The following is a 14,459-nucleotide window of genomic DNA, read 5'->3' as shown; positions in this document are numbered from 1 at the left end:
TGCCCTGGATATAGGTGCGATCCTCGAGTTTTGGGTCCGGATCGACGCAGGATTTCTGATTGCTGCGAAAGCCCCGCAGTCTGGGATCGGCGGTGGCAACGAAACGGCAATCGCGATCGTAGACGGTCAGTCCGATCACGCCGGGAAGGGTCGCCACTTTCTCCGCCAACCAGCGGTCCATCCGGACGACCTGCTCGGGGGCCGAGGCCAGCCGGCCGAGCTCCTCCGCCGATACCCGCCCGATGACCTCGCGCAGGACGTAATCGGCGGAGACGATGGTGGTGCCGAACCACTGGCTCATGAATTGGCTTTTCTGGACGGCCAAAGCCTGGCGTTCGACGAGGATGCGATTGCGCCCTTCGGCCAGGTCGAGTCCCAGCCACAGGCCGGCACAACCGAGCAAGGCAAACATCAGCACATAGACGACCGGCGACGAACTCTTTCCCCCCCACCCCGGCTGCATGCCCCCCCCTTCTCAACCTTAGGCGACTCGTGACTTTAGCGGTGTCCAGAGCCGAAATGAAGGCGCAACGGCGCCCAGTCCCCCGCAACTAGGCGTACCTTACCGCCCGCCATACGGCCATGGCCTGGGCGGTCTCGGCGACATCGTGAACGCGGATGATCTGGACGCCGGCATCCAGCCCGGCCAGATGCGCCGCCAGCGAGCCGGCCAGGCGCTGCTTGGGCGGCTCGCCCCGGCTTAAGCGGCCGATGAAGCTTTTGCGCGACGCCCCCAGCAATACCGGACAAGCCAGGCCATGCAGCAAGGCGAGCGAGCCCAGAAGTTGAGCGTTGTGATCGTCGTTCTTGCCGAAACCGATGCCGGGATCGATCGAGATGCGGTCGCGGCCGATGCCGGCCGCCTCGCACGCCGCCACGCGGCCGGCCAGATAGTCATAGACATCCAGGGGCGCGCAATCATAGACCGGCTCGGCCTGCATGGTCTGGGGCTGGCCCTGCATGTGCATCAGGCAGACAGACGCGCCGGAAGCGGCGGCGACCGCCAGGGCGCCCTCGCCCGCCAGGGCGGTGACGTCGTTGATGATGCGCGCACCCGCCTGGGTGGCGACCTTCATCACCGCGGCGTGGCGAGTATCGATCGACACCACCACCCCTTGGGCGGCCAGGGCCTCGACCACCGGGACAACCCGGTCGATTTCCTGCTGGTTCGATACCGGCTGGGCACCGGGCCGTGTTGATTCGCCGCCAACATCGATGATGGCGGCGCCGGCCTCGACCATCGCCAACCCGCTGTCGATGGCCACCTTGGCTTCCAGCCGGTCGCCGCCGTCGGAAAAGCTGTCCGGCGTCGTGTTGACGATGCCCATGATCGCCGGAGCATCCATCGCAACCGTACCCCAGGACGGGCGCTTGGCGCCGACCCGATGGATCAACCGGCCGACATGGCGGGCGACATCTTCACTTTCGGCTTCCGACCAAGCCAGGATGTCGGCGAATGGGGCCAGGGCCGCCCACACCTGGCCACCCTCGCGCCAGATGATGGTGGCGGCGGTGAAGGCCAGCGCGGTATCGCCGATCGGCCAGCCATTGCCCGAAACCACCGCCGCAGCGGCCTGCTCGCCCCACACCAGACCGGCCGGCAGCAGGTACAGGTCGGCGGGCGAAAACGCGAAGCCCCGCGGGAGAGCGGGGCTTCGACGCCAAGCGGAACGGATCACGGTCACGGGCCGGGTTGCGGCTCGGGATCGAAGCCGCCGGTGGTCGGGATGCCGGTGCTGGGCACCGACGAACGCCGGCCGCTTTCCTTGGGCTTCTCGGAACCGTCGCGGGTGATGGACTCGCCGCGGATCAGGGCTTCGACCTCGTCCTTGTTCAGGGTCTCGTATTCCAACAGGCCGCGCGCCACCGCTTCCAGGGCGTCGCGATTGCTGGTCAGGATCTCGCGGGCCTTCTTCTCGCCCGCCTCGACGAAGCGGCGGACCTCGGCGTCGATGGCCGAAGCGGTGGCGTCGGACATGGTCTTGTGCTGGGTCACCGAATGGCCCAGGAAGACCTCTTCCTGGTTATCGTTATAGCGCAGCGGCCCCAGCAGATCCGAGAAGCCGAACTCGGTGACCATCTTCTTGGCCATGTTGGTGGCCTGCATGATGTCGTTCGAGGCCCCCGAATTCAGGTGGTCCTCGCCATAGATCAGCTGCTCGGCGACGCGGCCGCCGAAGCACACCGCCATGCGGGCTTCCAGGAACTTCTTCGACACCGACAGCCGGTCGCGCTCCGGCAGCGACATGGTCACGCCCAGGGCGCGACCACGCGGGATGATCGTGACCTTGTGCAGCGGATCCGAGTGGGGCATGTGCAGGTTGACGACGGCGTGGCCGGCCTCGTGATAGGCGGTGGCCTCCTTCTCGGCTTCGGTCATCACCATCGAGCGACGCTCGGCCCCCATCATCACCTTGTCCTTGGCCGACTCGAACTCGGCCATGGTGACGACGCGCTTGCCGATGCGGGCCGCCAGCAGCGCCGCCTCGTTGACCAGATTGGCCAGGTCGGCGCCCGAGAAGCCGGGCGTGCCGCGCGCGATGATGCGGGCATCGACGTCGGGACCCAGCGGCACCTTGCGCATATGGACCTTGACGATCTTCTCGCGCCCGGCGATGTCGGGATTGGGCACCACCACCTGGCGGTCGAAGCGGCCGGGACGCAGCAGCGCCGGGTCCAGCACGTCGGGGCGGTTGGTCGCCGCGATCAAGATGACGCCTTCGTTGGATTCGAAGCCGTCCATCTCGACCAGCAGCTGGTTCAGGGTCTGCTCGCGTTCGTCATTGCCGCCGCCCAGACCGGCGCCACGATGGCGGCCGACGGCGTCGATCTCGTCGATGAAGATGATGCACGGAGCATTCTTCTTGCCTTGTTCGAACATGTCGCGCACGCGGCTTGCGCCGACGCCCACGAACATCTCGACGAAGTCCGAGCCGGAAATGGTGAAGAACGGCACGTTGGCCTCGCCGGCGATGGCGCGCGCCAGCAAGGTCTTGCCGGTGCCGGGCGGGCCGACCAGCAGGCAGCCCTTGGGAATCTTGCCGCCCAGGCGCTGGAACTTCTGCGGGTCCTTCAGGAATTCGACGATCTCTTCCAGTTCGACCTTGGCTTCATCGATGCCGGCGACATCCTCGAAGGTGACGCGGCCGGTCTTCTCGGTCAGCAACCTGGCTCGGCTCTTGCCGAAGCCCATAGCCTTGCCGCCGCCGCCCTGCATCTGGCGCATGAAGAAGACCCACACGCCGATCAGCAGCAGCATGGGGAACCACGAGACCAGGATGCTCCACAAGGTCGGCTGATCCTCGGCCGGCGGCTGGGCCGAGATGCGGATGCCCGATTCGCGCAGGCGCGGCACGATGTTGGCTTCCGGCGGCAGATAGGTGGCGAACGAGCGGTTGTCGGTGTAGTGGCCGGTGACGTGGTAGCCCTGGATGGTGACGTCGGCCACCTGACCGCGATCGACCTCGGCCATGAATTCCGAAAAGGCGATCTGGCCCAGTCCACGCTGCGGGCTGGAGGTCTGGAACAGGTTGAACAGCATCACCAACAACAAGGCGATGACGATCCAAAGCGCCAGATTCTTGCTGAAATTCAAGGCTCGGTCCTTCCTGTGTCCAACCCCGCCGATTTTTGCGGGCACGTATTAGATAATGCCGCCCCCGGCCGGAACAAGGCAATGGCGCATCGGCCCTTCCCACACGATCCATTCGGCGGAAATGACGCCTCCGCCCCGTTTATAGCCCAGGTGGGGCACGGCGAAAACACCATCTCGGTCGATCAGGGCCGGCAGGCTGGCCCGTGCCGACGCAGGAACCGGCGCCACCTTGCCCAATGGGCGCCAGCCCGATGCCCCCAGCCCGGCCAGACGCAGCCCGGCGGGCAGATCGTGCGGCACCTCGACCCGCAGGCGGCCGTCCCACAGCAGGCGCTCGCCCGGCACCAAGGTCACCGGCGGGGCCTGGCGCGCCGCCTCGCGGGCGAATACCACCGAATCCGCGCCGATGGCCAAGGTGCAGCCGGCCAGGGTCGCCTTTCCGGCATGGCCCTGGGCCAGGCGGCGGAACAATCCCTCGGTGCGCTCGGCGCGCGGCGGATAATCGCCGCCGCCTGCCGCCTGCAGCAGGCGAACCAACAGACGCAGGCCGATTTCCTCGGGGGGCTCGACGAAGGCGGCCAGGTCCACCGTGGCAAAGCCGGCCGGATGCAGGCGCACAGAGCGGCCGGCACGCTGGGCCACCATCCAGTCCAAAGCGTCACGGGCCCGGCGCATCCGGGTGGCGGTCTCGGCCAGGCGGGAAACGGTCAGCCCCTCGCCGGCCAGCACCGGCAGCAGGCGGCGCATCCTGACCCGGGCGAAGGCCGGATCGGCGTTGGAGGGATCCTCGATCCAGTCCTGGCCCCGGCTTTTCAGGAATTCGCGCAAACGCTCGGCCGGCACATCCAGCAGCGGCCGCAGCAGGACCACACCGTCCCGCGAGGTCATCGGCCCCATCGCCGCCAACCCATCGACCCCCGAACCGCGCCCCAGGCGCAGCAACAAGGTCTCGGCTTGGTCGGCCTGGTGGTGGGCCAGCAGCAGATGGCTCACGCCCTGGGCGCGGCACCACTCGGTCAGCAAGCCATAGCGGGCCGAACGCGCCATCGCCTGCAAATCGGCGGGGGGGCGCGCGCCTGCGCGGACCAACGTGACATGGGGAATGTTTCGCGCCGCCAACCACCGCCCGACCTGGGCGGCCTCGGCGCCCGATTCCGGACGAAGGGCGTGATCGACGGTCAAGGCGGTAACCCGCCCGCCCCGGGCGGCGGCCCACTCGGCGGTCAGCAGGGCCAGCGCCATACTGTCGGCGCCGCCCGATACAGCCACCGCCAGATGGGGCGGTAGTCCCGGCCCCAGGCGGTCCAGAACGGCGGCCAGCGCCGCCGCCGGGTCTACTTGCACTCGTATTTCTGCTTCTCGGCCTGGGCCGCGCGCTTGACGCGGTCGGCCATGCCGGGATGATCCTTGAACAGGATCGAGAAGGCGACGCAGGCTTCCTTCTTCTTGCCCTGCTGACCGAAAGCCGAACCGGCCTTGTAGATCATGTCCGGCGCCTTGGCATGCTTGGGATAGGTCTTGTAGGCTTCCAGGAAGGTGCGCGCGGCGGTGTCGAAATCCTTGCGCGAGAAAGCGATGTCGCCCAGCCAATAGCTGGCATTGCCGGCCAGTTGGTGGTTGGGATTCTTGGACAGGAAGTCCTGGAACCCCTTCTCGGCGACGGCGAAATCGCCGCGTTGGGCGGCAGCATAGGCATCGTCATACTGACCCTGGGCGTCCTTGGGGGCGGCATTGGCCGCCTGGGGCGGGGTCAGCTTCTTCATGTCCTTGTCGGACATGGTGCCCAGCACCTGCGGGCCGGGGGCGCCGCCGGGGGTTTCGGCACCGCGCGACGCCCCACCGGCCGCCGGCATCGACAGTTGGTTGGACCCGCCGCCGGCAGCCGGCTGCTGGGCACCCTGCAAATCGCGGAAGCGAGCGTCGATGTCGGCCTGAAGCCGTTCCAACGCCTTGTTGGCCTGCTGGGCCTTGAAGGTGGCTTCCTCGATCTTGCCGGTCAATTGGCGGACCATGTTTTCCAGTTCATCGACCCGTTCGTCCAGGCGCACCGCCAGGCCGGCCGGCATCGGCGCCGCGTCGGGCGAACGGACCACCGTCTGGCCGCCGCCCAAGGCCGGCGAGGTGATCACCGTCGAGCCACCGCTGCGGGCCATCTGGCCCTGCATCATCTGCAAGTCGCGCTCGAGCCGCTCGATGCGGTCGTACAAAGCGCGGTTTTCGAATTGGGCCTGGGCGGGAGCGGCCAAACCGGCCAGCAGGACGGCGATGGCGGGAACGATCAGCAAACGGCGCACGGGCGAACCTCGAAACGAAATGAACCAGAAACGGTTTAGACCGAGATCACGGCAAAAACAAGGCGCCCGCCACTTCCGCCGACCCTGGGGTCGACGGAAGGGCGGGCGCCCGCATCACGATCGTGATTGTCTTGGGCTTACTTGCCCAGGACGGTCACGCCACGACGGTTCTGCGACCAGGCCGCTTCGTTCGAACCCAGAGCGACCGGGCGCTCCTTGCCGTACGAAATGGTCTTGACGCGGTCCTTGGCGATGCCGGCACCGACCATGTAGTCCTTCACCGCGTTGGCGCGACGCTCGCCCAGGGCGAGGTTGTACTCACGGGTGCCGCGCTCGTCGGCATGACCTTCGATGGTCATCTTGTAGGTCGGGTACTTCTTCAGCCAAGCGACCTGCTTGTCCAGACCGGCCTTGGCGTCGGCGCGCAGAGCGAACTTGTCGTAGTCGAAGAAGACGCGATCGCCGACATTGGCGATGAAGTCCTGCTCCGAGCCCGGAACGATGCTGGGCTTGGCGGCGGCCGGAGCCGAAGCGGTGCTGGCCTGGGTGGCGCCCGACTCAGGGGCCGATTCGCAAGCGGCCAGCATGGCGGCGGCGGCGAAGATGCTCATAAAACGCAGTTTCATATTTGAGGACCCCCTCAATGGAACGCTGGAAGAAAAGGGAAAGGCAATTTGGACCTATCTTAGAGACGCCGCAGCAACCCTTTCAAGGGCCGACACAGCCTTCCTTAGGCATCGAAACAGGACCCGATACCTTCGGAACAAATCCTAATCGCCGCGGACTATACTGGTCTTCACCTAGGGAATCAAGGGGGACCAAGCAGGATCCGAACCATCTTGTGGCGTCAAAACCTGCCTTTCGTTGAATCCGGTCAGGTCAATGGTGTAGAGACGGGACGAAATTCCGCGTCCGCGCTCGTCGCTGGGGCCTTCCTTCCAGAAGGCCAGCACGCGGCCGTTGGGGGCCCAGGTCGGGCCTTCCACCAGGAATCCCTGGGCCAGCAGGCGCTCGCCCGAGCCGTCGGGATGCATGACGCCGATGAAGAACTCGCCGCCCTTCATCTTGGTGAAGGCTATGAGGTCTCCGCGCGGGGACCATACCGGGGTTGCATAGCGGCCGTCGCCGAAGCTGATGCGCTGCACGTTTCCGCCGTCGGCATCCATGGTGTAGATCTGCTGGGCGCCGCCGCGGTCGGAATTGAACACGATGCGCGTGCCGTCTGGCGAGAAGCTGGGCGAGGTGTCGATGGCCGGATGATTGGTCAGCCGCCGCTTCTGGCGGGTCATCAGGTTCATTTCATAGAGTTCGGTATTGCCGTCCTGGGCCAGGCTCAGGATCACCTTGTTGCCGTCGGGCGAGAAGCGCGGCGCGAAGGTCATGCCGGGAAAATCGCCCAACAGCTCGCGCCGGCCGGTATCGATCTGCAGCACATAGACGCGCGGAATGCCCTTGAAATAGGACATGTAGGTGATCTCGCGCGCGGTCGGCGAGAAGCGAGGCGTCAGCACCAGATCCTCGCCGGCGGTCAGGTAGCGATGGTTCTCGCCGTCCTGGTCCATGATGGCCAGACGCTTCTTGCGGTCGGTCTTCGGCCCCGATTCCGAGATATAGACGATCTGGGTATCGAAATAGCCGTCCTCGCCGGTGATCCGCTTGTAGATGGAATCGGCGACCAGATGGGCGATGCGGCGCCAACCGGACGGCGAGGCGGTATAGGCCTGGCCGGCCATCTGGCCTTCCGAGAACACGTCCCACAGGCGGAACTCGACCCGCATGCGGCCGTCGGAGCCGATCTCGACCTTGCCGCTCACCAGGGCTTCGGCGTTGATCTGCTTCCAATCGGCAAAGCGCGGACCGGCCTGCAGCGACGCCACATTCTGGATGAAGGCGCGTTGGTCGATGGGCTTGAACAGGCCCGAGCGCTCCAGGTCGGCGGCCACCACCCGGGCGATGTCCTTGCCCAGTTGGCTTTCCTGCGGCTGACCGCCGAACATGTCGGGAATGGCGATCGGCAGCGGCCGCATATGGCCGCGGGTGATGTCGATGCGCACTTCCGCGGCGGCGGGCTGGATGGCCACCAGGGCCAGGAAGGCGAAGGCCGCCAGCAGGGCGGCAGGGCGAAGTCGGCTCAGCATGGTCATGTTCCCATATCGTTGCAGGGAGCGAGAAAGTCGTGGAGCCCGCTTCGGGCACCATCAAAATCGCCGTCATGGCCGGGCTTGACCCGGCCATCCACGCGCATCCGCATAACGCGCTGTTTCCATTCGATTTTTGCGCGGCGCCACATGGATGCCCGTGTCAAGCACGGGCATGACGGAGTGTGGGGCGACGACTCGCGTCCATTCCGGGCTCGAGGCTCTGAAAGGCTCGCGCCACAAGCGTTTGCGGCGGGACGCCAAAATTTAAACCGGACAGCAGAGGGCTTGACGGAGTTCGGAAAGGCTGTGCCGCGCATCACCGCCTCCCCATCGCCTTGGCGACGTCGAAGGCCAGGATCAGGTTTCCATTCGTCAATGAATGGTATTCGTCGGGTCGGATCGGCAGCGGGCTGCACAGGCGAACGGCGCGCCGGGCGCTATCGACCGCAGCCTGACGGCCTGGGTTGGATGGCACCACCGGGTCCATATCCTTGGCCTCGACGACCGAGCCGTCGGGCTTCAGATACACACGGAGCCGAACAGCCTGTGCGCCGTCCCCGGTCGGCGGCACCCAACATCGGGCTACATGAGCGTGGATGCGGTCCACTAACGGCAACGATGCCTGCTTCTGCGGGTCGATCCCGTTCGGGGAACTCCGCATCGGCTTCAGCAAATTATCGATGCCGTCTCCAGCAAAGGTTGATGACATCGTTCCGAAAACGCCCCCTGCAGCCACCGCAACGGCCAAAGAAATTTGGAACAAGGCAAGCCCCGTCCCGTCTGGTCGATGACGGAAGAAATCGCGCAGAGTTCCCATCACCGCCTCCCCATCGCCTTGGCGACGTCGAAGGTCAGAACAAGGTCACCGTTCTTCAAGGTGTCGTACTTGTCCCTGGGGATCGGCAGCGGGCTGCAGGTGCGCACGGCGCGCCGGGCGCTGTCGGCGGCGGCCTGCCAGAAGCCGTCGGCGAAGATCGGCTTATCGACGATCTGGGCATCGGTGACCGAGCCGTCCGGCTGGATGAACACCCGGATCGCCACCACCAGCTTGTCGGCCTCCTTGGCTCCGGCCGGCGGCACCCAGCACTTCTCGACATGGGCGCGGATACGGTCCATCTCGGTCATCGACACCGGCTCCAGCGGGTTATGCTGGTCCGAGCCCTTGACGCCCTGGGGCTTGGGCTGATTGCCGGTTTCCTGGGTCTTGGGCGTGGGCTTGGCGTTCTTGGTGGACTTCATCAGCTCGTCCAAGGGATCGACCTTGGGCTTGGGCTTGTCCAGGGTCTTCAGCAGCGAATCCACATCGGTTTGCGGCTGCGGCTTGGGCGGCGGCTTGATCTCGGACAGCTTCTGTTCCGGCGGCTTGGGCTCGGGCTTGGGTTCCGGCTTGGGTTCCGGCTTCGGCTCGGGCTTGGGCAGCGGCGCCGGTTCGGGCTTGGGTTCCGGCTTGGGCGGCGGCGGCGGGGCCGGCGCAGGCGTCGGCTCGGGCTTGGGCGGTTCGGGCTTGGGCTGTTCCTTGGGCGGCTCGGGCTTGGCCGGTTCGGGCTGCGGCTCCTCGGCCTGCTTGGGCGGCGGATTGGTCTTCAGGCCGATCGGCACCAGATCGACGACCATCGGGGTTTCCTGCGGCGGCGGCTCGCGGAAGAAATGCGGCAGGCCGAACACGGCCAGCAGCGCCACCGTGACATGCAGCACGCCGGAATAGATCAGGCTGTCGCGACGCAGGACTGCCGACAAGGTCTACTTGCCTCCCTTCTTGCCGGCCTTGGCCGGCTCGGCCTGCTTCATCTCGGTGACCAGGGCCACCTTGGTAAAGCCGGCGCCACCCAGGGTGCCCATCACTTCCATGACCCGACCGTACTGGATGCCCTTGTCGCCCCGGATGAAGATGCGGGTGTCGGGCTTTTGGGCGGTGATCGCCTGCAGCTTCGGCACCAGTTCCTCCATGGTCACCTTGGTCTCCTGGATCCACACGTCGCCATTGGCATCGACGGTCACCGAAAGCGGCTGGTCGTCGCCCTTGATGGGGGCGGCCTCGGATTTCGGCAGGTCGACCTGGACGCCGGCGGTCAGAAGCGGCGCGGTCACCATGAAGATGACCAGCAGCACCAGCATCACGTCGACCATCGGGGTGACGTTGATGTCGGCCATCGGGCGATGGCGCTGGCGTCCGCCCTTCCTGCCTCCGATGGCGGCGCCCATCAGGCCTTCTCCTCGAGCTGACGCGAGAGGATGGCGCCGAATTCACCCGAGAAATTCTCGAGCCGCTTGGAATAGCGGTCGAGGTCGTTCGAGATCTTGTTGTAGGCGATCACCGCCGGAATGGCCGCGACCAGGCCCAGTGCGGTGGCGAACAGCGCCTCGGCGATGCCCGGGGCCACCACCGCCAGGCTGGTGTTCTTGGTCGCGGCGATGGACTGGAACGAGTTCATGATGCCCCACACCGTGCCGAACAGACCGATGAACGGCGCCGTCGAGCCGACCGAGGCCAGCACGCCCAGATTCCGCTCCAGGGTATCCATCTCGCGGCCCAGGGTGACATGCATCACCCGGTCGATGCGCTGCGGCAGGCTGACGCGGCTGGATTCGCGGTCGGCCAGGCCCTTGGCCGCCGAACGGCGCCATTCGCGCATGGCCGAGACGAAGATGGCGCTCATCGGATCGACCGGGCGCGAGCCGATGCGGTCGTAAAGCTCTTCCAGCGAGCCGCCCGACCAGAAGCTTTCCTCGAACTGCTCGGCGCGCTGCCACAGCGAACGCAGGCGCATCAGCTTGTCGAAGATGATCGCCCAGCACCAGAACGAGGCGATCAGCAACGCCACCATCACCGTCTTGACGATGAAATCCGCCCGCAGAAACAGCGCCCACATCGAGAGATCATGCTCTGCGATCGAGCCCGCCAGCTGCACCGACTGAACAGGATCCATAATGATTACCTTTCGCTTACCAAAGCCCGCAGGGTGGCCCGCATGTCCGCCGGAATGCGCGCCGCGCGCCCGTCCAGGCTGATGAAGGCCAGTTGGATGTGCAGACGCACCAAATCGGCGCCGTCGTCAAGTCGTCTGATGGTCTGGACCATCGAAAGCGAGGCGCCGCCGGCCAGGATGACCTTCGATTCCACTTCCAATCGGTCCATCAGTTTGGCCGGTTTCAGGAAGTCCATCTCGGCCCGGCGCACCGCGAAGGCAAAGCCCTTGCCATTGTCGGCCAGGGCGCGCTGGTCGATGCCCAAGGCTTCGACCATCTCGGTCCGCGCCCGCTCGGCGAAGTTCAGATAGTTGGAATGATAGACGATGCCGCCGGCATCGGTATCCTCCCAATAGACTTTCAGCGGATGGCGGAAGATCATTCCTCGTCCTCCATCCGGGCCAAAAGGTCCAACTGCACCAAGACCTCTTTCGGCGGGTTGAGGCCGATATGCTTGAAGCCCGAGGCCGACAGCATGCGGCCCCGGGGGGTGCGCTGGATCAGGCCTTGCTGCAGCAGATAGGGCTCGACCACCTCTTCCAGGGTGTCGCGGCTTTCCGACAGGGCGGCGGCCAAGGTGTCGACGCCGACCGGCCCGCCGCCATAATGCTCGGCGATGCAGGCGAGATAGCGCCGGTCCATGGAATCCAGGCCGATGCGATCCACTTCCAGCCGGGTCAGGGCGGCGTCGGCGATGGCAGCGTCCACCGGCGACTTGCCGGCGACGGCGGCGAAATCGCGTACCCGGCGCAGCAGCCGGCCGGCGACGCGGGGCGTGCCGCGCGAGCGCCTGGCCACCTCGCCCGCCCCATCGGCGGTCAGGTCGAAGCCCAGCACGCGGGCGCCGCGCGCCACGATCAGCTCCAGCTCCTCGGGGGTGTAGAAATTCATCCGGCAGGGAATGCCGAAGCGTTCGCGCAAGGGCGTGGTCAACAGACCCGAGCGCGTGGTCGCGCCGACCAGGGTGAAGGGCGCGAGGTCGATGCGGACCGAACGGGCGGCGGGTCCCTCGCCGATGATCAGGTCGAGCTGAAAATCCTCCATGGCCGGATAGAGCACTTCCTCTATGGCAGGATTAAGGCGATGGATTTCGTCGATGAACAGAACGTCGCGGGGTTCCAGATTGGTCAACAGCGCCGCCAGGTCGCCGGCCCGCTGGATCACCGGCCCCGAGGTGGCGCGAAAGCCCACCCCCAGCTCGCGCGAGACGATCTGCGCCAGGGTGGTCTTGCCCAGGCCGGGCGGGCCGTAGAACAAGGTGTGGTCCAGCGCCTCGCCGCGCGCCCGCGCCGCCTCGATGAAGATCTTCAGATTCTCGCGCACCTGCTTCTGGCCGATGAAATCGTCCAGCACCTGCGGGCGCAGATGGGTCTCGATATCGCCGGGCCGGCTTTCGGGCGAGACTTCGCGGCTCATCGGGGGCGGCTCATCGGGTCAGGTCCTTGGCCAGGCGCTTCAGGGACAGCCGGATCAGCGTGCCGGCATCAGCCCCCTCGCCCTGCTCGCGCATGGTCTGCCCGACCGCCTCGAAGGCTTCCAGGCGGCGATAGCCCAGATTGACCAGGGCGGAGATGACATCCTCCATCACCCCGCCGCCATCCGCCGGCATCGGCGCGGCGCCGGCGACCGCCGCCGGGACGAAGGTGCCCATGGCCATCTTGCCGGCCTTGTCCTTCAACTCGGTCAGGATGCGCACCGCCAGCTTCGGCCCGACGCCCGACGCCCGGGTCAGGCTGGTCTTGTCCTGCGCGGCGATGGTCTGCAGCAATTGTTCCGGGCCTGCCACCGACAAGATCGCCAGCGCCACCTTGGCGCCCACCCCTTGGACGGTGATCAGCAGGTTGAACCAATCCTTCTCGCCCACGTCGGAAAAGCCGTAGAGGTGGATATGGTCCTCGCGGACATGGGTCTCGATCTGCAAGGCCGCCGCCTGGCCCACCGCCAGCCTGGACAGCGTCTTGGCGGAACAGAACACCAGATAGCCGACGCCGCCCACGTCAACGATGGCGAAATCGTCGCCGACCGCATCGATCAGCCCTTTAAGCTTGGCGATCATGATGTGCCCCTCAGGCGCCGGGCGCCGCCTCCGGCGGCTTGGCTTACGCTCGCATTGGCTCGCGGGGCCTCAACGGCCCAGTCGCTACGCTCCGTCATCGCATGACCTTCCGGAGGGTGGCGCGGTGGTGGGCATGACAGATCGCCACCCCCAACGCGTCGGCGGCATCGGACTGGGTGGTCAGGCAGCCCGGCAACAAGGCGCGCACCATCATCGCCACCTGATCCTTGGCGGCCCGGCCGGTGCCGACCACCGCCTGCTTGACCGCGGCCGGGGTATATTCGCCGACGAACAGACCGGCCAAGGCCGGAGCCAGCAGCACCACGCCGCGGGCCTGGCCCAGCTTCAGGGTGCTTTCCGGGTTGACGTTGACGAAGGTCTGTTCCACCGCCGCCTCATCCGGCTTCCATTGGTCGATCAGGGCGGCGACGCCCTGGTGCAACTGGGCCAGCCGCTCGGGCAGCGACAATTTGTCGGTCGAGCGCACCGTGCCGTCGGCGACATAGCGCAGATGATGGCCGACCATCTCGATCACCCCCCAGCCGGTCACGCGCAGGCCGGGATCGAGACCGAGAACGCGCATGATGATCCCCCGTCAGCCCAGCTTGGCCATGATGTCGTCGGGAATGTCGAAATTGGCCGACACACGCTGGACGTCGTCATTGTCGTCCAGGGCGTCCAGCAACTTCATCAGGGTCTTGGCGGTGTCCTCGTCGGCGACCGGCACGCTGGTCTGCGGGCGCCAGTCCAGGCGGGCATGCTCGGGCGTGCCGAAGACGGCTTCCAGGGCATCGCGCACGGCGGCCAGATCGTCGGGGGTACAGGTGATCTCGTGGCCGTCCTCGTCGGAGTCCACGTTGTCGGCGCCGGCTTCCAGCGCCGCCTCGAACATGGCGTCGGCCCCGGCGGCCGAGGCCGGATAGCGGATCGAGCCGATACGGTCGAACATGAACGACACCGAATTGCTTTCGCCCAGGGCGCCGCCATTCTTGTTGAAGGCGGTCCGCACTTCCGAGGCGGTGCGGTTGCGGTTGTCGGTCAGCGCCTCGACGATAATCGCCACCGAGCCGGGGCCATAGCCTTCATAGCGCACTTCGTCGTAATTGGCGCCGTCATCGCCGCCGGCGCCGCGCTTGATGGCGCGATCCACGGTGTCCTTGGGCATGTTGGCGGCGCGCGCGGCCTGGATGGCGGCGCGCAGACGCGGATTGGCGGCGGGGTCGGGCTGGCCGGACTTGGCCGAAACGGTCAGTTCGCGGATCAGCTTGGTGAACACCTTGGCGCGCTTGGCATCCTGCGCGCCCTTGCGGTGCATGATGTTCTTGAATTGGGAATGACCAGCCATGTTCGGAGGAGCCCTGGATGCGATGATACGAACGCGCCGACATACCACATCTTGTGAGCCA

The 14,459-nt window shown here is 66.3% G+C and carries 15 protein-coding genes and 1 pseudogene; all 16 read right to left on the bottom strand.

Features of this window, described 5'->3' with window-relative positions:
- Positions 1 to 463: pseudogene (locus MTBLM5_RS01580) on the bottom strand (GGDEF domain-containing protein); the annotation flags it as partial.
- Between the two features lie 88 nt (positions 464 to 551).
- Positions 552 to 1,679 (bottom strand): dihydropteroate synthase, encoded by a 1,128-nt coding sequence (gene folP, locus MTBLM5_RS01575; protein ID WP_371813992.1) that lies wholly within the window; start codon positions 1,677 to 1,679, stop codon positions 552 to 554.
- Positions 1,680 to 1,681: 2 nt separating this feature from the next.
- The gene (gene ftsH / locus MTBLM5_RS01570) at positions 1,682 to 3,595 is read right to left on the bottom strand and encodes an ATP-dependent zinc metalloprotease FtsH (RefSeq protein ID WP_173974036.1); all 1,914 of its coding nucleotides are present in this window, start codon (positions 3,593 to 3,595) and stop codon (positions 1,682 to 1,684) included.
- Positions 3,596 to 3,643: 48 nt separating this feature from the next.
- Positions 3,644 to 4,939, bottom strand: coding sequence for a tRNA lysidine(34) synthetase TilS (tilS, locus tag MTBLM5_RS01565; RefSeq protein ID WP_173974035.1), 1,296 nt, complete (start codon positions 4,937 to 4,939; stop codon positions 3,644 to 3,646).
- Positions 4,930 to 5,889: a tol-pal system protein YbgF gene (gene ybgF / locus MTBLM5_RS01560; RefSeq protein ID WP_254430854.1), complete on the bottom strand. Its 960-nt coding sequence runs from the start codon at positions 5,887 to 5,889 to the stop codon at positions 4,930 to 4,932. The genes tilS and ybgF overlap by 10 nt, the downstream gene beginning before the upstream one ends.
- A gap of 137 nt (positions 5,890 to 6,026) precedes the next feature.
- Complete coding sequence (gene pal / locus MTBLM5_RS01555; protein ID WP_068496902.1) at positions 6,027 to 6,515, bottom strand: peptidoglycan-associated lipoprotein Pal; 489 nt, start codon at positions 6,513 to 6,515, stop codon at positions 6,027 to 6,029.
- A gap of 174 nt (positions 6,516 to 6,689) precedes the next feature.
- Positions 6,690 to 8,033 (bottom strand): Tol-Pal system beta propeller repeat protein TolB, encoded by a 1,344-nt coding sequence (gene tolB / locus MTBLM5_RS01550; protein WP_173974034.1) that lies wholly within the window; start codon positions 8,031 to 8,033, stop codon positions 6,690 to 6,692.
- Positions 8,034 to 8,346: 313 nt separating this feature from the next.
- Positions 8,347 to 8,847: a cell envelope integrity protein TolA gene (locus tag MTBLM5_RS01545; protein WP_173974033.1), complete on the bottom strand. Its 501-nt coding sequence runs from the start codon at positions 8,845 to 8,847 to the stop codon at positions 8,347 to 8,349.
- On the bottom strand, positions 8,847 to 9,767 hold the full coding sequence (locus MTBLM5_RS01540; protein ID WP_217424948.1) for a TonB C-terminal domain-containing protein: 921 nt from the start codon (positions 9,765 to 9,767) through the stop codon (positions 8,847 to 8,849). Before MTBLM5_RS01540 ends, MTBLM5_RS01545 begins: the two co-directional genes overlap by 1 nt.
- Before the next feature lie 3 nt (positions 9,768 to 9,770).
- Entirely contained in the window at positions 9,771 to 10,232 is a 462-nt protein-coding gene (gene tolR, locus MTBLM5_RS01535; protein ID WP_173974032.1) for a protein TolR, read from the bottom strand.
- Positions 10,232 to 10,957, bottom strand: coding sequence for a protein TolQ (gene tolQ, locus MTBLM5_RS01530; protein WP_173974031.1), 726 nt, complete (start codon positions 10,955 to 10,957; stop codon positions 10,232 to 10,234). Before tolQ ends, tolR begins: the two co-directional genes overlap by 1 nt.
- 5 nt (positions 10,958 to 10,962) lie before the next feature.
- Positions 10,963 to 11,379 (bottom strand): YbgC/FadM family acyl-CoA thioesterase, encoded by a 417-nt coding sequence (locus MTBLM5_RS01525; protein ID WP_173974030.1) that lies wholly within the window; start codon positions 11,377 to 11,379, stop codon positions 10,963 to 10,965.
- On the bottom strand, positions 11,376 to 12,413 hold the full coding sequence (ruvB, locus tag MTBLM5_RS01520; protein ID WP_173974029.1) for a Holliday junction branch migration DNA helicase RuvB: 1,038 nt from the start codon (positions 12,411 to 12,413) through the stop codon (positions 11,376 to 11,378). The genes MTBLM5_RS01525 and ruvB overlap by 4 nt, the downstream gene beginning before the upstream one ends.
- A gap of 10 nt (positions 12,414 to 12,423) precedes the next feature.
- Positions 12,424 to 13,053 carry a Holliday junction branch migration protein RuvA gene (ruvA, locus tag MTBLM5_RS01515; RefSeq protein ID WP_173974028.1) on the bottom strand — a complete coding sequence of 210 codons (630 nt, stop codon included), beginning with the start codon at positions 13,051 to 13,053 and terminating at the stop codon, positions 12,424 to 12,426.
- 94 nt (positions 13,054 to 13,147) lie between these two features.
- Positions 13,148 to 13,636, bottom strand: a complete 489-nt coding sequence (gene ruvC, locus MTBLM5_RS01510; protein ID WP_173974027.1) for a crossover junction endodeoxyribonuclease RuvC — start codon at positions 13,634 to 13,636, stop codon at positions 13,148 to 13,150.
- A gap of 12 nt (positions 13,637 to 13,648) precedes the next feature.
- Positions 13,649 to 14,398: a YebC/PmpR family DNA-binding transcriptional regulator gene (locus tag MTBLM5_RS01505; protein WP_173974026.1), complete on the bottom strand. Its 750-nt coding sequence runs from the start codon at positions 14,396 to 14,398 to the stop codon at positions 13,649 to 13,651.
- Between the last annotated feature and the right edge of the window lie 61 nt (positions 14,399 to 14,459).

Source organism: Magnetospirillum sp. LM-5 (assembly GCF_902729445.1).
Taxonomy (GTDB): domain Bacteria; phylum Pseudomonadota; class Alphaproteobacteria; order Rhodospirillales; family Magnetospirillaceae; genus Magnetospirillum.
Note: the sequence above shows the minus strand (reverse complement) of the source record. Positions and strands in the feature narration are given on the sequence as shown.